This is a genomic window from Negativicutes bacterium (genome assembly GCA_018052945.1).
Taxonomy (GTDB): domain Bacteria; phylum Bacillota; class Negativicutes; order JAGPMH01; family JAGPMH01; genus JAGPMH01.
Genome location: JAGPMH010000001.1, coordinates 46570 through 67710 on the forward strand (window position 1 = coordinate 46570; position 21141 = coordinate 67710).

The 21141-nt window shown below is 38.0% G+C and carries 30 protein-coding genes; all 30 read left to right on the top strand.

The genetic code is table 11. The annotated features are described in order from the left end of the window. Positions 1-10: 10 nt before the first annotated feature. The 30 genes from rpoC (at position 11) to map (ending at position 20910) form a co-directional block, all read left to right on the top strand. Positions 11-3970 (top strand): DNA-directed RNA polymerase subunit beta', encoded by a 3960-nt coding sequence (gene rpoC / locus KBI38_00255; GenBank protein ID MBP8628499.1) that lies wholly within the window; start codon positions 11-13, stop codon positions 3968-3970. 345 nt (positions 3971-4315) lie between these two features. Then, a complete protein-coding gene (locus KBI38_00260; GenBank protein MBP8628500.1) occupies positions 4316-4561 on the top strand; it encodes a ribosomal L7Ae/L30e/S12e/Gadd45 family protein in 246 nt (81 codons plus the stop codon). A gap of 80 nt (positions 4562-4641) precedes the next feature. Then, on the top strand, positions 4642-5019 hold the full coding sequence (rpsL, locus tag KBI38_00265; GenBank protein ID MBP8628501.1) for a 30S ribosomal protein S12: 378 nt from the start codon (positions 4642-4644) through the stop codon (positions 5017-5019). A 41-nt stretch (positions 5020-5060) separates the two neighbouring features. Then, positions 5061-5531 (top strand): 30S ribosomal protein S7, encoded by a 471-nt coding sequence (gene rpsG, locus KBI38_00270; protein MBP8628502.1) that lies wholly within the window; start codon positions 5061-5063, stop codon positions 5529-5531. Positions 5532-5562: 31 nt separating this feature from the next. Beyond that, a complete protein-coding gene (fusA, locus tag KBI38_00275) occupies positions 5563-7641 on the top strand; it encodes an elongation factor G (GenBank protein ID MBP8628503.1) in 2079 nt (692 codons plus the stop codon). 26 nt (positions 7642-7667) lie between these two features. Further along, entirely contained in the window at positions 7668-8855 is a 1188-nt protein-coding gene (gene tuf, locus KBI38_00280) for an elongation factor Tu (protein MBP8628504.1), read from the top strand. A 148-nt stretch (positions 8856-9003) separates the two neighbouring features. Next, complete coding sequence (gene rpsJ / locus KBI38_00285) at positions 9004-9315, top strand: 30S ribosomal protein S10 (GenBank protein MBP8628505.1); 312 nt, start codon at positions 9004-9006, stop codon at positions 9313-9315. 15 nt (positions 9316-9330) lie between these two features. Further along, a complete protein-coding gene (rplC, locus tag KBI38_00290; protein MBP8628506.1) occupies positions 9331-9972 on the top strand; it encodes a 50S ribosomal protein L3 in 642 nt (213 codons plus the stop codon). 32 nt (positions 9973-10004) lie between these two features. After that, positions 10005-10631: a 50S ribosomal protein L4 gene (gene rplD, locus KBI38_00295; protein MBP8628507.1), complete on the top strand. Its 627-nt coding sequence runs from the start codon at positions 10005-10007 to the stop codon at positions 10629-10631. Further along, entirely contained in the window at positions 10631-10918 is a 288-nt protein-coding gene (gene rplW / locus KBI38_00300) for a 50S ribosomal protein L23 (protein ID MBP8628508.1), read from the top strand. The genes rplD and rplW overlap by 1 nt, the downstream gene beginning before the upstream one ends. 31 nt (positions 10919-10949) lie before the next feature. Continuing rightward, the gene (gene rplB / locus KBI38_00305; GenBank protein ID MBP8628509.1) at positions 10950-11777 is read left to right on the top strand and encodes a 50S ribosomal protein L2; all 828 of its coding nucleotides are present in this window, start codon (positions 10950-10952) and stop codon (positions 11775-11777) included. An 81-nt stretch (positions 11778-11858) separates the two neighbouring features. Then, positions 11859-12140 (top strand): 30S ribosomal protein S19, encoded by a 282-nt coding sequence (gene rpsS, locus KBI38_00310; GenBank protein ID MBP8628510.1) that lies wholly within the window; start codon positions 11859-11861, stop codon positions 12138-12140. A gap of 24 nt (positions 12141-12164) precedes the next feature. After that, a complete protein-coding gene (rplV, locus tag KBI38_00315) occupies positions 12165-12497 on the top strand; it encodes a 50S ribosomal protein L22 (GenBank protein ID MBP8628511.1) in 333 nt (110 codons plus the stop codon). Positions 12498-12518: 21 nt separating this feature from the next. After that, on the top strand, positions 12519-13187 hold the full coding sequence (gene rpsC / locus KBI38_00320) for a 30S ribosomal protein S3 (GenBank protein ID MBP8628512.1): 669 nt from the start codon (positions 12519-12521) through the stop codon (positions 13185-13187). After that, positions 13187-13639 (top strand): 50S ribosomal protein L16, encoded by a 453-nt coding sequence (gene rplP, locus KBI38_00325; GenBank protein ID MBP8628513.1) that lies wholly within the window; start codon positions 13187-13189, stop codon positions 13637-13639. The genes rpsC and rplP overlap by 1 nt, the downstream gene beginning before the upstream one ends. Then, complete coding sequence (gene rpmC, locus KBI38_00330) at positions 13629-13826, top strand: 50S ribosomal protein L29 (protein ID MBP8628514.1); 198 nt, start codon at positions 13629-13631, stop codon at positions 13824-13826. The genes rplP and rpmC overlap by 11 nt, the downstream gene beginning before the upstream one ends. Positions 13827-13879: 53 nt before the next feature. Further along, positions 13880-14137 (top strand): 30S ribosomal protein S17, encoded by a 258-nt coding sequence (rpsQ, locus tag KBI38_00335; protein MBP8628515.1) that lies wholly within the window; start codon positions 13880-13882, stop codon positions 14135-14137. A 54-nt stretch (positions 14138-14191) separates the two neighbouring features. Further along, positions 14192-14560, top strand: coding sequence for a 50S ribosomal protein L14 (gene rplN / locus KBI38_00340; GenBank protein MBP8628516.1), 369 nt, complete (start codon positions 14192-14194; stop codon positions 14558-14560). 18 nt (positions 14561-14578) lie between these two features. Next, complete coding sequence (rplX, locus tag KBI38_00345; protein MBP8628517.1) at positions 14579-14905, top strand: 50S ribosomal protein L24; 327 nt, start codon at positions 14579-14581, stop codon at positions 14903-14905. Between the two features lie 21 nt (positions 14906-14926). Next, positions 14927-15466, top strand: a complete 540-nt coding sequence (gene rplE / locus KBI38_00350; GenBank protein ID MBP8628518.1) for a 50S ribosomal protein L5 — start codon at positions 14927-14929, stop codon at positions 15464-15466. Positions 15467-15479: 13 nt separating this feature from the next. Then, on the top strand, positions 15480-15665 hold the full coding sequence (locus KBI38_00355) for a type Z 30S ribosomal protein S14 (protein MBP8628519.1): 186 nt from the start codon (positions 15480-15482) through the stop codon (positions 15663-15665). A gap of 25 nt (positions 15666-15690) precedes the next feature. Beyond that, on the top strand, positions 15691-16089 hold the full coding sequence (rpsH, locus tag KBI38_00360) for a 30S ribosomal protein S8 (protein MBP8628520.1): 399 nt from the start codon (positions 15691-15693) through the stop codon (positions 16087-16089). Positions 16090-16118: 29 nt separating this feature from the next. Beyond that, positions 16119-16667 carry a 50S ribosomal protein L6 gene (gene rplF / locus KBI38_00365; GenBank protein ID MBP8628521.1) on the top strand — a complete coding sequence of 183 codons (549 nt, stop codon included), beginning with the start codon at positions 16119-16121 and terminating at the stop codon, positions 16665-16667. 25 nt (positions 16668-16692) lie between these two features. Beyond that, positions 16693-17061, top strand: coding sequence for a 50S ribosomal protein L18 (gene rplR / locus KBI38_00370; protein MBP8628522.1), 369 nt, complete (start codon positions 16693-16695; stop codon positions 17059-17061). Between the two features lie 24 nt (positions 17062-17085). Continuing rightward, positions 17086-17586 (top strand): 30S ribosomal protein S5, encoded by a 501-nt coding sequence (rpsE, locus tag KBI38_00375; protein ID MBP8628523.1) that lies wholly within the window; start codon positions 17086-17088, stop codon positions 17584-17586. A gap of 12 nt (positions 17587-17598) precedes the next feature. Then, positions 17599-17784, top strand: coding sequence for a 50S ribosomal protein L30 (rpmD, locus tag KBI38_00380; protein MBP8628524.1), 186 nt, complete (start codon positions 17599-17601; stop codon positions 17782-17784). An 18-nt stretch (positions 17785-17802) separates the two neighbouring features. Then, positions 17803-18243 carry a 50S ribosomal protein L15 gene (gene rplO, locus KBI38_00385; protein ID MBP8628525.1) on the top strand — a complete coding sequence of 147 codons (441 nt, stop codon included), beginning with the start codon at positions 17803-17805 and terminating at the stop codon, positions 18241-18243. After that, positions 18244-19500 carry a preprotein translocase subunit SecY gene (secY, locus tag KBI38_00390; protein ID MBP8628526.1) on the top strand — a complete coding sequence of 419 codons (1257 nt, stop codon included), beginning with the start codon at positions 18244-18246 and terminating at the stop codon, positions 19498-19500. It begins immediately after the preceding gene. A gap of 14 nt (positions 19501-19514) precedes the next feature. Next, on the top strand, positions 19515-20162 hold the full coding sequence (locus tag KBI38_00395) for an adenylate kinase (GenBank protein ID MBP8628527.1): 648 nt from the start codon (positions 19515-19517) through the stop codon (positions 20160-20162). A 1-nt stretch (position 20163) separates the two neighbouring features. After that, positions 20164-20910 (top strand): type I methionyl aminopeptidase, encoded by a 747-nt coding sequence (gene map, locus KBI38_00400; GenBank protein ID MBP8628528.1) that lies wholly within the window; start codon positions 20164-20166, stop codon positions 20908-20910. Positions 20911-21141: the final 231 nt, after the last annotated feature.

A 21141-nucleotide genomic window follows, 5' to 3' on the forward strand; every position in this document is an offset into this window, starting at 1 on the left:
TGACACCCCCTTGTTGGATGTAAACAATTTTGATTCTATGCGGATTGGACTTGCGTCGCCGGAAAAAATAAGAACTTGGTCGCATGGGGAAGTTAAAAAACCGGAAACAATCAATTACCGTACCTTAAAACCAGAGCGTGAGGGTTTATTTTGTGAAAAAATATTTGGACCAACTCGTGATTGGGAATGTCATTGTGGAAAATATAAACGCATTCGTTATAAAGGTATAGTTTGTGATCGTTGTGGCGTTGAAGTTACCAGATCAAAAGTTAGACGTGACCGAATGGGTCATATTGAGTTAGCAGCTCCTGTATCGCATATTTGGTATTTCAAGGGAATACCAAGCCGTATGGGCTTAATTTTAAATATTTCACCAAGATCGCTAGAAAAAGTATTATACTTTGCATCATATATAGTACTTGATCCAGGTGATACGCCACTTCGCAAATATGAATTATTAAATGAAAATGAATACCGTGAAAACCGCGATAAATATGGTGCAACTTTTAAAGTAGGCATGGGCGCTGAAGCGGTTAAAAAACTTCTGGAAGAATTAGATCTTGAAGAAATGAGCAAAGAATTGCGTCAAGAACTAAAAGAGGTTAGCGGTCAACGTAAAATTAAAGCAATTCGCCGTTTAGAAGTTGTAGAGGCGTTCCGTAAATCTGGCAATCGCCCTGATTGGATGATTTTAGATGTAGTTCCGGTAATTCCACCGGAACTGCGTCCAATGGTGCAATTAGATGGTGGCAGATTTGCTACTTCTGATTTAAATGATTTATATCGTCGAGTAATTAATCGTAATAATCGTTTAAAAAGATTATTGGATTTAGGTGCACCTGATATTATTGTGCGTAATGAAAAGCGGATGCTTCAAGAAGCGGTAGATGCTTTGATTGACAATGGTCGTCGTGGTCGACCGGTTACTGGTCCGGGAAATCGCCCGCTTAAATCTCTTAGTGATATGCTAAAAGGAAAGCAAGGTCGTTTCCGTCAAAACTTATTAGGTAAACGTGTTGACTACTCTGGTCGTTCCGTTATCGTAGTAGGACCGGAACTTAAATTGCATCAATGTGGTTTACCAAAAGAAATGGCCTTAGAGTTATTTAAGCCATTTGTAATGAAAAAATTAGTAAATGCTGGTCATGCTCATAATATCAAAAGTGCAAAACGCATGGTTGAACGAATTAGACCAGAAGTTTGGGATGTTTTAGAAGAAGTAATCAAAGAACATCCGGTATTATTAAACCGTGCACCAACCTTGCATAGATTAGGTATTCAAGCTTTTGAACCGATTCTAACTGAAGGTAGAGCACTTAAACTTCATCCATTGGTTTGTACGGCATATAATGCTGACTTTGATGGTGACCAAATGGCAATCCATTTACCATTGTCTGCAGAAGCACAAGCTGAAGCTAGGTTGTTAATGTTGTCAGCACATAATATTTTATCGACTAAAGATGGTCGTCCGGTTGCTGTTCCGACGCAGGATATGGTCTTAGGGGCATATTACTTAACAATTGAGAAACCAGGCGCTATTGGTGAAAATAAAGTATTTACTGGTATTAATGAAGCATTGTTAGCTTACCATGAAAAAGAATTATCATTACAAGCTAAAATAAAAGTTCGTGATGATAAATATGGTTTAGTGACTACAACGCTTGGCCGGATGATCTTTAATGAAAGTTTACCGGAAGGTGTTAAATATTATTATCAAGAAGAAGATGGTTGGCATCTTGGTATCTTGATGGATAAAAAACAATTAGGAATATTAGTTGGTAATTGTTATCGTAAATATGGTAACGCTATAACAGCAGTAATGTTAGATAAAGTTAAAAAACTGGGTTATTCATTTGCTTGTCGTGCTGGTATGACTGTAGCAATTGCAGATATTATCATTCCTGAAGAAAAAGTTGGTATTTTAAAATCAACGGAAGAGCAAGTTAAGAATATTGAGAAACAATATCGTCGTGGTCTGATTACCGATGATGAAAGATACAAAAAAACAATTGAGCTATGGACTAAAGCTACTGATGATGTAACAGCAGCAATGATGAACAATCTTGATCGCTTTAATCCAATTTATATGATGGCTAACTCTGGAGCCCGCGGTAATATCCAACAGATTCGTCAGTTAGCAGGTATGCGTGGATTAATGGCTGATCCATCGGGTCGCATTATCGACTTACCAATCAAAGCTAATTTCCGTGAAGGTTTAACAGTATTAGAGTACTTTATTTCAACACATGGTGCCCGTAAAGGTCTGGCCGATACAGCACTAAGAACAGCCGATTCCGGTTACTTGACTCGTCGTCTGGTAGACGTAGCACAAGATGTTATCGTTAGAGAAGATGACTGTGATGTAGTTGGTATAAACTTAGTTCGTGAAAGAGCGAAGTTGGCAAAAACTAGTACTGGGGCAATTGCTGTATTGAAAGATTCATTAATGGGACGGTTACTGGCAAATGAAATAGTAAGCCCACAAACTGGTGCAGTTTTATTTGAAGCAGAAACAGTTATTGATGAAGCTATGCTCAATATTATTGGTGAAAATGCGGTGCCGGAAATTGTTGTCAGAGGTACTGCTACTGAGTATGAAAGTGATGTTAGTAATGCCGTTACTACAGAAACAATAACTTTAGGAGCGCCGGAAGAACATGTTCGCGATACTATCAAAAAATCAATGATTCGCGAAATGTTAGGAAAAAATACTACTAAAGCGGTAGTTGATAAATCCGGGGTGAAAATTGTTCCGGCCAATGTTCCTTTAACAGAAGAGCATATTGAGGCTATTTTAGCTAGTGATGCTAGAGAAGTTAAAGTAAGAAATAACAACATTCGCGGTATTGAAGTAAAAGCTATTATGGACGGCGCCGCTGTGATTGAAAGATTAAAAGATCGAATTGTTGGTAGGGTTTTAGCTGAAGATATCATTGATCCTGAAACTAATGAAGTGATTGCTTCATTAAATCAAGAAATTGATGAAGAAATGGCAGATAAAATTACCGCTGTGCGTAAAACTGTAACAATTCGTTCAGTATTAACTTGTAAATCACAATTTGGTGTATGTATAAAATGTTACGGTCGTAACTTGGCGACTGGCAATCAAGTTGATATTGGTGAGGCTGTTGGTATTATTGCAGCTCAATCAATCGGTGAGCCAGGAACACAACTTACAATGCGTACATTCCATACTGGTGGTGTTGCCGGGGAAGATATCACACAAGGTTTACCGAGGGTCGAAGAGTTATTTGAGGCTCGTAAACCGAAACGCCAATCAATTATTACTGAAGTTTCTGGTAAAGTTGAAATAAAAGAATTAAAAGGACAACGTAAAGTTACGGTTCAACCTGATGATTCTGAAGAGCGAGTTTACCAAATCCCTTATGGGGCGCGTATTATTGTTAAAGAAGGCGAAGTGATTGAAGCCGGTGATCGAATCACTGAAGGATCTATAAATCCACATGATATGTTAAGAGTCTGTGGACTAAGAGCCGCACAACGTTACTTAGTATATGAAGTTCAAAAGGTTTACAAATCACAAGGTGTTGAAATTAATGATAAACACATTGAGGTTATGGTAAGACAAATGCTTCATAAAGTAAAAGTTGAAGAGTCCGGTGATACTGATTTCTTACCGGGTGAATATATTGATGTTAATAACTTTGAAGCAGAAAATGCGAAAGCAATTGAGATTGATGGTGAGCCGTCAGTAGCGAGACCTATTTTACTAGGTATCACAAAAGCGTCACTAGCAACAGATTCCTTCTTATCAGCAGCATCATTCCAAGAAACTACTAGAGTTTTAACAGATGCAGCGATAAAAGGTAAAGTTGACCCATTATTAGGCTTGAAAGAAAACGTTATCATTGGTAAGTTAGTTCCGGCCGGTACTGGAATGAGTAGATATCGTAATATTAAAATAATTAAAGATGGTACAGAAGAAGAAGAAACTACTGTAGCTGAATAATAATTGATAGCATAGACGATAAAGATTGTTGCAAAACACTTTATTGTTTATGCTATTTTTTCTATATTAAAATATTTAATGAATAGTACTAATTAATATAATTTAGAAGATAAAATTAATTTTGAAAAATCTTTGCGCTAGATATTGATAAACGTAGTATTTATATGGACAAAACATAGAAATGAAACACGCCGCTCCGTGGGTATAAAAACAACTGATATAGCAAGGAATAAAGGTGATTTTTTTATAAGAAAATTTGTTGACAATGTCTTTTGCGAGTGTTAATATATAAAAGTGTCTATGAGAGGTATAGCATTACTCTATAAAAATAGGGGAGTGAAGTGGATGATACTTGACACATTTAAGGGCTCCAAGAAAGTTATTGGCGTCAAACAAGCTACAAAAGCTATCAGTAAAGACATTGCTGAAAGAGTTTTTATTGCAAGCGATGCGGAACCAAGAGTGGTAAAACAATTAAAAGAGCTTTGTACTGAAAAAAACATTGCCATTGATTGTAGTATTACGATGGCTGAGCTTGGAAAAGCTTGTGCCATTGAGGTTGGGGCAGCTGCAGTAGTGATAACAAAGTAGCTTCAGATTGTTAAATACTGTGTTGTAAAAGATGCAGTTATTAAATAATAAATCTTTTTTTTGAGGAAGGAGGTGCAGGTATGCCTACAATTAACCAATTAGTACGTAAAAGTAGAGAAAGTTTAGTAAAAAAATCTACTGCTCCAGCTTTGAAGGAATGTCCACAAAAGCGTGGTGTTTGTACAAGAGTATATACAACTACTCCTAAAAAACCTAACTCAGCGTTAAGAAAAGTTGCGAGAATTAGGTTGACTAACGGAATAGAAGTAACTGCTTATATTCCAGGTATTGGACATAACCTACAAGAACATAGTGTTGTTCTTATTAGAGGTGGCAGGGTTAAAGATTTACCAGGGGTTCGTTATCACATCGTTCGCGGTGCGTTAGATACAGCTGGTGTTCAAAATCGTAACCAAGGTAGATCAAAATATGGTGCTAAACGCGCTAAAAAGAAATAATTAATTAGATAATATTCATTTTTGGAAGAAGGAGGGTTAATATGCCAAGAAAAGGCCCTGTTACTAAACGTGACGTGTTACCGGATCCGGTGTACAACTCTAAAGTACTTACTAAGTTTATCAACAAAGTTATGTTGTCTGGTAAAAAAGGTGTTGCTGAAAAAGTTGTATATGACGCGTTTGAAAATATTAGAGCTAAAACTGGTAAAGATCCATTAGAAGTTTTTGAAACTGCACTAAAAAATGTAATGCCTGTTTTAGAAGTACGTGCTCGCCGTGTTGGTGGTGCTAACTATCAAGTTCCTGTAGAAGTTCGTCCTGACCGTCGTATGACACTTTGTATTCGTTGGATTGTTAACTATTCAAGATTACGTGGTGAAAAAACAATGTGTGAAAGACTTTCTGCTGAACTTTTAGATGCAGCTAATAATACTGGTGCATCTATTAAGAAAAAAGAAGATACACATAAAATGGCAGAAGCTAATAAAGCATTTGCACATTATCGTTGGTAAAATATTTACCTTATAGTAAGGAGCGATGTTAGTGGCTAGACAGTTTTCTCTAGAAAAAACGAGAAACATAGGAATTATGGCGCATATCGATGCCGGTAAAACCACTACTACTGAGCGTATTCTGTTCTATACAGGTAGAGTACATAAAATAGGTGAGGTTCATGATGGCGGTGCTACTATGGACTGGATGGTGCAAGAGCAAGAAAGAGGTATTACAATTACTTCTGCTGCAACAACTTGTCAATGGAATGATCATCGTATAAACATCATTGATACACCTGGACACGTGGACTTTACTGTTGAGGTAGAACGTTCGTTGAGGGTACTTGATGGTTCGGTTGCGGTATTCTGTGCTAAGGGTGGGGTTGAACCTCAATCTGAAACAGTATGGCGTCAAGCTGATAAATATGGCGTACCTCGTATGGCGTACGTAAACAAGATGGATATATTAGGTGCTGATTTTTATAATGTTGTTGAAATGATGAAAACTCGCCTGGGAGCAAATCCTGTTCCATTACAATTGCCAATCGGTTCTGAAGATGTTTTCAAAGGTATGGTTGATCTTGTCGAAATGAAAGCTGTTATTTATACTGATGACCTTGGCAAAACAAGTGAAGCTGCTGAGATTCCTGAAGAAATGAAGGATGATGCTGAACTTTATCGTCAAAACTTACTTGATGCTGTCGCTGAGAGTGATGACGAATTAATGATGAAATATCTTGAAGGTGAAGAAATTACGGCAGAAGAAATTAAAGCAGCAATTCGTAAAGCTACAATTGCTTGCAAAATGACTCCTGTTTTATGTGGTTCTTCTTATAAAAACAAAGGTGTTCAACCAATGCTTGATGCAGTAGTTGATTACATGCCTTCACCGATTGACATTCCAGCTATTAAAGGTGTTGATCCTGACACTGGTGCTGAGGATAAACGTGAAGCTAGTGATGATTTACCTTTCTCAGCGTTAGCTTTTAAAATTATGGCTGACCCTTATGTTGGTAAATTGGCATTCTTTAGAGTTTACTCCGGTACATTGGCTTCGGGCTCTTATGTGTTTAACTCCACTAAGGGTAAAAAAGAACGTATCGGTCGAATTCTACAAATGCATGCAAATCGTCGTGAAGAAATCGAAATGGTTTACACTGGTGATATTGCAGCTGCAGTTGGTTTAAAAGACACAGTAACTGGTGATACACTTTGCGATGATAAAGCGCCAATCATCTTAGAATCAATGGTGTTCCCAGAGCCGGTTATCTCCGTTGCTGTTGAACCTAAAACAAAAGCTGACCAAGAAAAAATGAGCATTGCGCTTACTAGATTGGCAGAAGAAGATCCTACTTTCCGCATGAGTACAGACCAAGAAACTGGTCAATGTATCATCGCCGGAATGGGTGAATTACATCTTGAAATCATCGTTGACCGTATGTTAAGAGAGTTTAAAGTGGATTGTACAGTAGGTAAGCCTCAAGTAGCTTATCGCGAAACAATTCGTAAACAAGTTAAAACAGAAGGTAAATTCGTTCGCCAATCCGGCGGTCGTGGTCAATATGGTCACTGTGTACTTGAACTTTATCCTCAAGAACCTGGTCAAGGCTTTACTTTTGAAAACAAAGTTGTCGGTGGGGCAATTCCAAAAGAATATATTAGCCCAATCGAAGCTGGTATCAAAGAAGCAATGGAAAATGGTGTTGTAGCCGGTTATCCGATGGTTGATATCAAGGTTGTTGTAATCGATGGTTCTTATCATGATGTTGACTCCTCAGAAATGGCATTTAAAATTGCCGGTTCAATGGGCTTCAGAGCAGGTGCTCAAAAAGCTACACCGGTATTGTTAGAGCCATATATGAAAGTTGAAGTAGTTGTTCCAGAAGAATATATGGGTGACGTTATTGGTGATTTAAACTCCAGACGTGGACGCATTGACGGTATGGAAGCACGTGCCGGTGCGCAAGTTATCAAATCTTTCGTACCACTTTCCGAAATGTTCGGATATGCAACTGACCTACGTTCTAAAACACAAGGTCGTGGTAACTACTCCATGGAAATTTCACATTATGATGAAGTACCTAAAAATATTTCAGAAGCTATTGTCGCTAAAAATAAAGGCGAATAAGCAGATAATTAAGGAGGATTTAAACAATGGCAAAACAAAAGTTTGAAAGAACAAAACCACATGTAAACATTGGTACAATTGGTCACGTTGACCATGGTAAAACTACTTTAACAGCAGCTATCACAAGAGTATTATCAAAAACTGGTGGCGCTGAATTCTTAGGCTACGACATGATCGATAAAGCTCCAGAAGAAAGAGAACGTGGTATTACAATCAATACTTCCCACGTTGAATATGAAACTTCAAAACGTCATTACGCACATGTTGACTGCCCAGGACATGCTGACTATGTTAAAAACATGATCACTGGTGCTGCTCAAATGGATGGCGCGATTTTAGTTGTAAGTGCAGCTGATGGTCCGATGCCACAAACTCGTGAGCACATTCTTCTTTCTCGTCAAGTTGGCGTACCTGCAATGGTAGTTTTCTTAAACAAAGCTGACATGGTTGATGATGCTGAACTTATGGAATTAGTTGAAATGGAAGTTCGTGAACTTCTTTCCAGCTATGAATTCCCTGGCGATGACATTCCTGTAGTTTCCGGTTCTGCGTTAAAAGCTTTAGAAGGCGATGCTGAATATGAAGCGAAAATCGTTGAACTTATGGATGCAGTTGATGAATATATCCCAACTCCAACTCGTGATACTGACAAAACTTTCTTAATGCCAGTTGAGGACGTTTTCACAATCACAGGTCGTGGTACTGTTGCTACTGGCCGTGTTGAACGTGGCGAAATCAAAGTTGGTGATGTGATAGAAATCGTTGGTATGGCTGAAGAGTCCAAACAAACTACTATCACTGGTGTAGAAATGTTCCGTAAATTACTTGATTCTGCAGTAGCAGGTGACAATATCGGTGCATTACTTCGTGGTGTTGAACGTAAAGATATCGAACGTGGTCAAGTTCTTGCGAAACCAGGTTCAATTAAACCTCATACTAAATTCAAAGGTGAAGTTTACGTATTATCCAAAGAAGAAGGTGGACGTCATACTCCATTCTTCACTAACTACCGTCCACAGTTCTACTTCCGTACAACTGACGTTACTGGCGTAGTTAACTTACCTGAAGGTGTTGAAATGGTTATGCCTGGCGACAACATCCAAATGTCAATCGAACTTATCACTCCAATCGCTGTAGAAGTTGGTCTTCGTTTCGCTATCCGCGAAGGTGGCCGTACAGTAGGCGCTGGTGTTGTAACTTCAATTGAAGAGTAATTCAATGTTTATTGTAGGGACGATTTTCGTCCCTACAATAAAGTTATGTAAGACCCTAATGCGATGACGTGAAAGATTGCTTACGGGGTAAGGGAACTTTCACGGAGAAATGTCCGTTCTAGAAACTGGGCGATAAGGAGGAAATAAAATGTCTAAACAACAAAAAATTAGAATTCGTTTAAAAGCATACGATCATAAAGCTCTTGATCAAAGTGCTGTTAAAATTGTTGATACTGCTAAAAGAACTGGTGCAATGGTATCAGGTCCAATCCCACTTCCTACGGAAAAAAATATTTTCACAATATTACGTTCTCCACACGTTAATAAAGACTCACGTGAGCAATTTGAAATGCGTACTCATAAACGTCTAATTGATATACTTGAGCCAACATCCAAAACGGTAGATGCTTTAATGCGTTTGGATTTACCGGCTGGTGTGGATATCGAAATCAAACTGTAGGAGGAGGTGGCATTAATGGCTAAAGCAATTTTAGGAAAAAAACTTGGTATGACTCAAATATTTACTGAAGAAGGTAAAGTTGTTCCAGTTACGGTTGTTGAATCTGGTAAAACTGTTGTACTTCAAAACAGAACAATTGAAAATGATGGTTATAATGCGGTTCAATTAGGTTTCGGCGCAATTAAAGATAAAAAGGTTACAAGTCCAATGAAAGGTCATTTTGCGAAAGCTGGTGCTGCACCAGTAAAATTTATTCGTGAAATGCGCTTATCTAGTCCTTCTGAATATAATGCTGGTGATGTAATTAGCGTTGACATATTTGAAGCAGGTGAACTAGTTGATGTTACTGGTACATCTAAAGGTAAAGGTTTTGCCGGCGGTATTAAACGTCATAACTTTGCTCGTGGTCCAATGGGACATGGTTCCAAATCACATCGTGAACCAGGTTCAACTGGTGCGATGATGAGTGGTGGCGGCGGTAAAGTACTAAAAGGTAAAAAATTACCTGGACGTATGGGGCATGAAAAAGTTACCGTGCAACGTTTGAGCATTGTAAGAGTAGATGCAGAACGTAATCTAGTGTTAATTAAAGGTGCTATTCCTGGTGCTAAGGGTAGCTTCGTAGTTATTAAAAATACTATTAAACCTAAGAAATAAGCTCTTTGGAGTTCGAAAGGAGGATGTGCTATATGCCAAAAGTAGCAGTTTATGATATCGCTGGTAAACAAGCCGGTGAAATCGAATTAAATGAAAGCGTATTTGGTGTTGAGGTTAATGAAGCATTGCTTCACCAAGCTGTTGTAATGCAACTTGCAAGTCAACGTCTTGGAACACACTCAACAAAAACAAGAGGTTTAGTTCGCGGTGGTGGCCGTAAACCTTGGAAACAAAAAGGTACAGGTCGTGCACGTGCGGGTAGCACTCGTTCACCTATTTGGGTAGGTGGTGGTGTTACATTTGGCCCACAACCACGTTCTTATGCGTTTAAAATGCCTAGAAAACAACGTCGTTTAGCTCTTAAGTCAGCATTATCTGCTAAACTTACAGAAGGCGAAATAGTTGTTGTTGATAGTGTTAATTTTGAACAACCTAAAACAAAAAATGTTGTACAAATGTTAAATGACTTTAGTGCTGCAAGCAGTAAAGCTCTTATTATTACAGCGGACATTATCGATAGTGTTGAAAAATCTTCTCGTAATATCCCAGGTGTTAAAGCAATTGGCTCACAAGGCTTAAATGTTTATGACATTTTATATCATGATAAAGTTTTCATTACTAAAGATGCAGTTACCCGCATTGAGGAGGTGCTTGCGTAATGGCAAATGCACGCGATATTTTAGTTCGCCCTCTTATTACTGAGAAAACTACAATGTTAATGCAAGAAGGTAAATATGCATTCGTTGTAGCTAAAACTGCAAACAAAATTGAAATAGCTAAGGCTGTTGAAACAGTATTTAACGTTAAAGTATTAGCTGTTAATACTTTAAATGTAATGGGTAAAACTAAGCGTATGGGTCGCCACGAAGGCAAACGTCCGGACTACAAAAAAGCTATTGTAAAGCTTGCTCCAGGCGAACGTATCGAGTTTTTTGAAGGCGTATAATCGCTAAGTTTTTTGAAAAGGAGGTAAACCAATGGCAGTAAAAAGTTTTAAACCATATGCTCCGAGTAGAAGATTTATGACAGTAGCTAGTTTCGATGAAATTACTACTGACAAACCGGAGAAATCATTAGTTGAGCGCTTGCAAAAACACGCTGGTCGTAATAACCAAGGTCGCTTAACTGTTAGACATCAAGGCGGTGGACATAAACGCCTTTATAGAATAATTGACTTCAAACGTAACAAAGATGGTATTCCAGCTAAAGTTGCAACTGTTGAGTATGATCCTAACCGTTCAGCTCGTATTGCACTTTTAAATTATGCTGATGGTGAAAAACGCTACATTTTAGCACCTAACGGTCTAAAAGTTGGCGACACTATTGTAAGTGGTCCAGAGTCTGATATTAAAGTAGGTAATGCTTTACCTATTAAAAATATTCCAGTTGGTACTATGCTTCATAATATTGAACTTAAAATCGGTAAAGGTGGACAATTAGTTCGCTCTGCTGGTACAGGTGCTCAATTAATGGCAAAAGAGGGCGATTATGCACTTCTTAGAATGCCATCAGGTGAGTTAAGAAAAGTTCATATTAACTGTAAAGCAACAATTGGTTTAGTTGGTAACCATGAACATGAAAATATTACAATTGGTAAAGCTGGCCGTTCTCGTTGGTTAGGTATAAGACCTGCTAACCGCGGTGTTGCAATGAACCCTAATGACCATCCACATGGTGGTGGTGAAGGTCGTTCACCAGTTGGTCGTAAACATCCTGTTACTCCTTGGGGTAAACATGCAATGGGTGCGAAAACTCGTCGTAAGAAAAACTCTGACAAATTTATTGTTAAGGGTCGTACGAAATAATTAAATTAAAATATTCAGATGGACGTGAAATAAAATGATTTAATCATAATTTCAACGTTCCGGCGAAAGGAGGAAATCTCGTTGTCAAGATCGATTAAAAAAGGACCTTATGTTCATGAGAGCGTAATGAAAAAAATCAACGCTATGAATGAAGCTAATGAAAAAAAGGTTATAAAGACTTGGTCACGTAGTTCTACTATTTTGCCTAGTTTTGTTGGTCATACTCTTGCAGTACATGATGGACGTAAACATGTACCTGTATATGTAACTGAGGATATGGTAGGACACAAACTTGGCGAATTTGCGCCGACTCGTACTTTCAAAGGTCACGCTGGCGAAGAAAGACGTACATCACTTAAATAGTTTTTGCCGAAAGGAGGCTAAGCTGTGGAAGCTAAAGCAGTAGCAAAATATATTCGCATCGCGCCTCGCAAAATCCGTGTTGTTATGGATTTAATCCGTGGCAAAAATATCGGTGAAGCGTTTGCGATCTTAAAATACACACCAAAAGTTGGTGCTGATGTAATTGAAAAAGTTCTTAAATCAGCAGTAGCTAATGCTGAACATAATAATGATATGAATGTTGACAATCTTTTCATAAGTGCGGCTTATGTAGATCAAGGCCCTACTTTAAAACGTATTCACCCACGTTCACGTGGACAAGCGTTCAAAATTTTGAAACGTTCAAGTCATGTAACTGTTGTAGTAAAAGAAAGATAATTAAAGAAGGAGGGAAACGAATTGGGTCAAAAAGTTAATCCACATGGTTTGCGTCTTGGTGTAATCAAAACTTGGGATGCAAAGTGGTATGCAGATAAAGATTATGCAAAAAATTTGCATGAAGATATAAAAGTTCGTAAGTTCTTAAAGCAAAAGCTTTTCACTGCGGGCGTATCTAAAATAGAAACAGAACGTGCATCTAACCGTCTTAAATTAACTATTCATACAGCTAAACCTGGTATGGTTATTGGTCGTGGTGGTGCAGGTATCGAATCTATCAAAACTGAAGTTAAAAAAATGACAGCGAAAAAAGTTGAAATCAATATTGCTGAAATTAAGCAACCTGATCTTGACTCAACTTTAGTAGCTGAAAATATTGCAGCTCAATTAGAACGTCGTATTGCGTTCCGTCGTGCTATGAAGCAAGCGGTAACTCGCACTATGCGTATGGGCTCAAAAGGAATAAAAGTAATGGTTGGTGGTCGCTTAGGCGGTGCTGAAATTGCTCGTAGTGAGTCTTATCGTGAAGGAAGTATTCCTCTACACACTCTAAGAGCTGACATTGATTATGGTACTGCTGAAGCTCACACTACTTACGGCATCATTGGCGTAAAAGTGTGGATTTATAAAGGTGAGGTTTTACCTGAACGTAAAAAACCAGCTGCCGTTGTTGAAGGGAGCGAAGCGTAATGTTAGTACCAAAAAGAGTTAAGCATCGCAAACAGTTCCGCGGTCGCATGAAAGGTAAAGCTAGTAGAGGTAATAAAGTAAGTCATGGTGATTTTGGTTTACAAGCACTTGAACCAGCATGGATTACAAATAGACAAATCGAAGCTGCTCGTATTGCGATGACTCGTTATATTAAACGTGGCGGTAAAGTTTGGATTAAAATATTCCCAGATAAACCTGTAACAGCTAAACCTGCTGAAACACGCATGGGTAGTGGTAAAGGGTCACCTGAGTACTGGGTAGCAGTAGTAAAACCAGGTCGTATTATGTTCGAAATGGACGGCGTTAGTGAAGAATTAGCAAGAGAAGCAATGCGTCTTGCAGCGCACAAACTTCCTATCAAAACTAAATTCGTTACACGTGAACAAACTCAAGCAGACCAAGTAGAGGGCGGTGAAGTAAATGAAGGTTAAAGATATACGTGATATGAGTGCAGGTGAACTTAACCAAAAACTTGCTTCCCTAAAAGAAGAGTTATTTAACCTTAGATTTCAACTTGCTACTGGCCAGCTTGAAAATCCAATGCGTATCAAAGAAGTAAAGAAAACCATTGCTCGTATTAAAACAATTCAACGTGAACAAGAATTACAAGCTCAATAAGCTAAACTTGTAATGGGTTGATATGCAAAGACTGGAAAAAGGAGGCTACAGGCATGACTGAAAGAAATGAGCGAAAAACCAGAATTGGTAAAGTAGTTAGCGATAAAATGGACAAAACTGTTGTAGTTGCTGTTGAGCGTTTAGTTCAGCATCCATTATATAAAAAAGCTGTTAAGAAAACAGTTAAATTTAAAGCTCATGATGAAAACAATGAAAGCCATATCGGTGACACTGTTGAAATCATGGAAACTCGTCCGCTGTCTAAAGATAAGCGTTGGAGAGTTGTAGAAATTCTTGAAAAAGCGAAATAATTTAGCTCAAAACTAGTTTGAGTGGTCAAGAAATTTCAAGAAGGAGGGAAAACGATGATTCAACAACAAACAATATTAAATGTTGGTGATAACACTGGTGCAAAAGAAATTATGTGTATCCGTGTATTAGGCGGTTCTTATCGCAAATATGCTAACATTGGAGATATTATTGTTGCTGCAGTAAAATCAGCAGCACCTGGTGGCGTAGTTAAAAAAGGTGATGTTGTAAAAGCAGTAGTAGTAAGAAGTAAAAAAGGCTTACGTCGTCCTGATGGATCTTATATTCGTTTTGACGAAAATGCCGCTGTTGTTATAAAAGACGACAAGACCCCTAGAGGTACGCGTATATTCGGACCAGTAGCAAGAGAGTTACGTGAAAAAGATTTCATGAAAATCGTTTCATTAGCTCCTGAAGTAATCTAAGTTAGGAGGTGTCCTAAGTTGTCACAAAATAAGTTACATGTCAAAAAAGGTGATACTGTTGTAGTATTATCCGGTAAAGATAAAGGCATAAAAGGTAAAATCATTGAAGCTTTACCAAAAAAGACTAAAGTTGTAGTTGAAGGCGTTAACAAAGTTAAACGTCACACTAAACCAAGTCAAAGTAATCCACAAGGTGGAATTATTGTTAAAGAAGCTCCAATGAATGTAGCGAAAGTAATGTTGGTTTGCCCAGCTTGCGATAAAGCTACCCGAATTGCTAAAAAAGAAGTTAGCGGTAAATTTGTTCGTGCTTGCAAAAAGTGCGGAGAGATCGTAGATAAATAATCACTGAAAGGAGGTAACTCAGTGGAAAGATTAAAAGAAAAGTACACTAAAGAAGTTGTGCCGGCTTTAATGGAAAAGTTTGGCTATAAAAATATAATGCAAGTTCCTAAATTAGAGAAAATTGTACTTAATATGGGTGTTGGCGAAGCTGTAGGTAATCCTAAAGTTTTAGATTCCGCAGTAAGTGATTTAACGTTAATCGCTGGTCAAAAACCAATATTAACTCGTGCAAAAAAATCTTTAGCAGCTTTTAAATTACGTGAAGGTATGCCAATTGGTGCAAAAGTAACTTTACGTGGTGAGCGCATGTATCAATTTTTAGATAAATTCATGAATGTGGCATTACCTCGTGTTCGTGACTTCCGTGGTATCAGCGATAAATCATTTGATGGTCGCGGTAACTATGCTATGGGTGTTAAAGAACAATTAATGTTCCCAGAGATTGAATATGATAAAGTTGATAAACTTCGTGGTATGGATATTATTATCGTAACTACTGCGAATTCTGACGAAGAAGCTAGAGAATTTTTAAAACTAATGGGAATGCCATTTAGCGCGTAAAGGAGGGACTCTTGTGGCCAAAAAGGCGATGATTGAAAAGTGGAATCGCGAACCGAAATTTGAAGTTCGTCGATACAATAGATGCAAAATTTGCGGACGTCCGCATGGATATATGCGTAAATTCGAAATGTGTCGTATATGTTTTAGAGAACAAAGCTACAAAGGTGCTATCCCAGGGGTAACCAAAGCTAGCTGGTAGACATTAACGGAAGGAGGTAGGCCCTATGGTAATGACTGATCCAATTGCAGATATGCTTACTCGTTTGCGTAATGCAAACTCTGTATATCATGAAAAAGTAGAAATACCAGGATCCAAAATTAAAGTAGCTATTGCTAATATCTTAAAAGAAGAAGGTTTCATTAAAGATTTTGACTTTGTTCAAGATAGCAAGCAAGGTTTATTGCGTGTAAACTTAAAATATGGACCTAATCGCGAAAAAGTAATCACAGGAATTAAACGTATTTCAAAACCTGGTTTACGTGTATATGCGAAAAATGATCAACTTCCAAGAGTTTTAGGTGGTTTAGGTATTGCTATTGTTTCCACTTCAAAAGGAATCATGAGTGATAAACAAGCACGTAAAAACGGTCTTGGTGGCGAAGTAATAGCATACGTTTGGTAATACAGTTTTTGTAGGTAGGAGGTGTATATATGTCAAGAATTGGTAGAGCACCGATTGCGATTCCTAATGGCGTAACAGTTAAATTAGAAAACAATGTGGTGACAGTAAAAGGCCCTAAAGGCGAATTAGTTCGTGAATTTAACCAAGATATGATTATCGAAGTTGAAGAAAACGTACTTACAGTTAAACGTCCTTCTGACAATAAAGATCATAGATCTTTGCACGGCTTAACTCGTACACTAATCTCCAACATGGTTATTGGTGTAACAGAAGGATTCACTAAAACACTAGAAATTAGTGGTGTTGGTTACAGAGCAGCTAAAGCTGGCAATAAAGTAAACCTTTCATTAGGTTTCTCACATCCAGTAGAGGTTGAACCACCAACAGGTATTTCTTTAGAAGTTCCTGCTCCAAATAAAATTGTTGTATCAGGTATTAATAAAGAAGAAGTTGGCGCTATGGCAGCTAAAATCAGAGGCTATAGAGAACCAGAACCTTATAAAGGTAAAGGTATTAAATACGAAGGTGAAGTTATCCGTCGTAAAGTTGGTAAAGCAGGCGGTAAAGGTAAGAAGTAACCTTTAAGCGAAAGGAGTGAACACCTTGCTTCGTAAAGCAGATAAAAATATTTCTCGTAAAAAACGTCACTTAAGAGTGCGTAAAAATATTTCAGGTACAGCTACAAAACCTCGTTTAAACGTGTTCCGTAGCTTAAATAACATGTATGTTCAAGTAATTGATGATGTAAATGGTGTAACTTTAGTTGCAGCAAGTACATTAGACAAAGAAGTTAAAGAAGCGGTAAAATATGGCGGTAATATCGAAGCTTCTAAAGCAGTTGGTGCAGTAATTGCAAAACGTGCAATAGAAAAAGGTATTAAGCAAGTTGTGTTTGATCGTGGCGGTTATCTCTATCATGGTAGAGTAGCAGCTTTAGCAGAAGCAGCGCGTGAAGCGGGGCTTGAATTCTAGAGTTTTGAAAAAGGAGGTAAACTAATGGCCAAAATTGATCACACTTCTCTTGAACTAAAAGAGAAAGTTGTATATATCAACAGGGTTGCCAAGGTTGTAAAAGGCGGACGTCGTTTTTCATTCAGTGCTTTAGTAGTAGTTGGTGATGAAAACGGTTATGTTGGTGCTGGTTTAGGTAAAGCTGGCGAAGTACCTGAAGCAATCAGAAAAGGCATCGAAGATGCAAAGAAAAATTTAATTAAAGTTTCTTTAGTTGGAACTACTATTCCTCATGAAATTATCGGTGTATTTGGTGCAGGTCGTGTTTTATTAAAACCAGCATCACCTGGTACAGGAGTTATCGCTGGTGGCCCAGCTCGTGCGGTACTTGAATTAGCTGGTATTCATGATATCTTAACAAAATCACTAGGTTCATCTAACCCTAATAATATGGTGAGAGCTACATTAAAAGGTTTAGAGCAACTTAAAAAAGCTGAAGTAGTAGCTGAACTTCGTGGTAAAACAGTTCAGGAACTTTTGGGTTAAGGAGGTATTTTAATGGCAAAGTTAAAAATAACTCTTACCAGAAGCTTGATCGGTAGACAAGAAGATCAAAGAGCTACGGTTAAGGCTTTAGGTTTAGGAAAAACAAATTCTTTTGTAGTGCAAGATGATAACGCTGTAATTCGCGGCATGGTTCGCAAAGTAGAGCATCTTGTAACAGTTGAAGAAGTACAAGACTAGTTCAAGGAGGTGCTACGTATGAAATTACACGAATTAGCTCCAGCTCCTGGATCGAGAAAAACTCGTACTCGTGTTGGTCGCGGAATTGGCTCCGGATTAGGTAAAACATCCGGTAGAGGACATAAAGGACAAAACTCCCGTTCAGGCGGTGGCGTTCGTACTGGATTTGAAGGCGGTCAAATGCCTTTATATCGTAGATTACCAAAACGCGGTTTCTATAATAAATTCGGAAAAGAATATGCTGAAGTTAACGTTTCAACATTGAATTGTTTCGAAGAAGGTACAGTAGTTGATCCGGTTGCTTTAATTGAAGCTGGTATTCTGAAAAACGTTCGAGATGGTGTTCGTATTTTAGGAAACGGCCAATTAGATAAATCGTTAACTGTAATTGCAAATGGCTTTACGAAGTCTGCAGCAGATAAAATTACAGCGGCTGGTGGAAAAGTAGAGGTGATCTAGGTGCTTTCATCTCTAGTAAATATACTAAAGATTACCGAACTTAGACAAAAAGTACTTTTCACCTTAGCCATGTTTATGGTATTTAGACTAGGAACACATATTCCTGTTCCTGGCGTTAACGCAGAAGTTATTGAGCAACTGTTTAACAGTGGAAGTTTATTCGGTATGTTAGACTTGTTTGCCGGTGGAGCGTTAAGTAAATTTTCAATATTTGCAATGAGTATTACGCCATACATCAATGCTTCTATTATTATGCAACTACTAACAGTGGTTGTGCCGACCTTTGAAAGTTGGAGTAAAGAAGGCGAAGAAGGTCGCAAAAAAATCAGTAAAATCACTCGTTATGGAACGGTAATACTTGGCTTTGTACAAGCAACCGGAATGGCGTATGGTTTGAAAGATGCAATTATCAACCCTAGTATTGGTTCAATACTATTAATTGCATTAACGTTAACAGCGGGTACTACATTTTTGATGTGGTTAGGTGAACAGATTACGGAAAAAGGTATTGGTAATGGTATTTCACTGATAATCTTTGCCGGGATCGTTTCAAGTTTACCAAAAGGTATTGGCGTAATTTATAAATACCTTCAAGCAGGTACGATTAGCTACTTTAATGTTGCATTATTTTTGATTATTGCAATTGCCATGATTGTATTAGTTATTGCTATACAACAAGGCCAACGGAGAATCCCAGTACAATATGCTAAACGAGTTGTTGGGCGTAAAATGTATGGTGGACACTCCACTCACATTCCGCTTAAAGTTAATCAAGCGGGTGTAATTCCAATAATCTTTGCGTCATCCGTGCTGATGTTTCCTGTTACCATTGCCCAATTTATTAATATTCCATGGGTAAAGACTTTGGCAGGATATTTTGCGTGGGGAACTCCTCTTCAAACAGCGTTATATGCATTGATGATTGTTTTCTTCACATATTTTTATACTGCGGTAACATTAAACATATCGGATATGGCAGAGAATCTGAAAAAATACGGTGGTTTTATCCCAGGACTTCGTCCGGGCAAGCCAACGGCAGATTATTTAGACCGCGTTATGACCAGAATTACTCTTGCTGGAGCAGTATTCCTTGCTTTTATAGCTATACTACCTAATTTTGTTGCAGCAATTACTCATATTGAAGGTGTATACTTTGGTGGAACAGCCTTACTTATTATTGTTGGGGTGGCTCTTGATACTATGAAGCAAATTGAAGCGATGGTTTTAATGCGCCACTACCAAGGGTTTATGAAGTAAGGGGGAAAACATAAATGTACATCCTTTTAATGGGACCGCCGGGTGCTGGTAAAGGCACCCAAGCGGAAATGCTAGTAGAAAAATTTGCTATCCCTCATATTTCCACTGGAGATATGTTTAGGGCAGCTGTAAAAGAAGGAACTGAGCTAGGTAAACAAGCAAAAGCTTGCATGGATGCTGGACAATTAGTTTCTGATGAAATCACAATTGGTATCGTTAAAGAACGTTTGTCCAAAGATGACTGCAAAAAAGGTTTTATGCTTGATGGATTTCCACGTACTTTAGAACAAGCTAACGCTTTAGATAAAACATTAGCAGAATTAAACATTAAACTTGATTGTGTTCTTAACATCAGTGTTCCTAGCGAAGATTTAATTGCTAGAGCTACCGGCAGACGCATTTGCAAAGCTTGTGGTGCAACATATCATGTTGTTAATAAACCAACTAAAGTTGAAGGTTTATGTGATAAATGTGGTGGAGAAACATATCAAAGAGCTGATGACAGTGAAGCTACTATGACTAAGCGTCTTTCGGTATATACATCACAGACTCAGCCGCTTATTGACTATTATCAAAACAATGGATTATATACTGAAATTGATGGCAGACAATACATCAATAAAGTATTTGATGATATTGTAGCAAGCTTAAGGAGCGAGTAGGATGATAATCCTTAAATCAGATAGAGAACTTGCTTACATGCGTGATGCTGGTAAGATAGTGGCAGAAACGTTGGTTGAATTAAAAGATGCTGTTAAGCCAGGAGTAAGTACACTCGAATTAGATAAAATTGCCGAGAAATATATAACAAGCTGTGGTGCAAAGCCGGCTTTTAAAGGATACCATGGATTTCCCAGTACAATTTGTGCTTCGGTAAATGAAGAAGTTGTACATGGGATTCCAGGATCCCGCAAATTGAAAAATAAAGATATCATCAGTGTTGATGTCGGGGCACTAATTAATGGTTATAATGGCGATTCAGCAAAAACTTTTGCCGTTGGTGAAGTAGAAGCTGATATCCAAAAGCTGTTAGAAGTTACTGAACAATCTTTATTGGCCGGTATTGAACAAGCTATGGTCGGTAATCGTCTAGGCGATGTATCACATGCTATTGGATCATGTGCAGAAAGTCATGGTTATGGCGTAGTACGTGACTATGTTGGGCATGGTATTGGCAGGAATATGCACGAAGATCCTCAAATTCCTAATTACGGTATTCCTGGCCGCGGCCCACGATTAAAATCTGGTATGACATTAGCGATAGAGCCGATGATCAATTTAGGTACACACGAAGTAAAGACCTTAAGTGATGGTTGGACGGTTGTAACTAAAGATAATAAACCTTCTGCACATTTTGAACATACAATTGCAATTACAGACGACAAAACAGAAATTTTGACCAAATTGTAGAAGTATATTTATGGCGAGGCTAGCCCAACAAATAACTTAGGTTAAATAGTAATTGGATAACAATTGAGCTATTTATTTGATTGTTGGTGTCATCAATAGTTAAGTCCTTGCAGTAGCAAGGAAAACTATCAAAAAATAATTTTAAAACATTCGGCATGTCAAAGTTTACAAGTGGATTGCTGAAGCTTTGATTAATAATCTTAATCAAGCTATCGCAAAATTGTACACCGG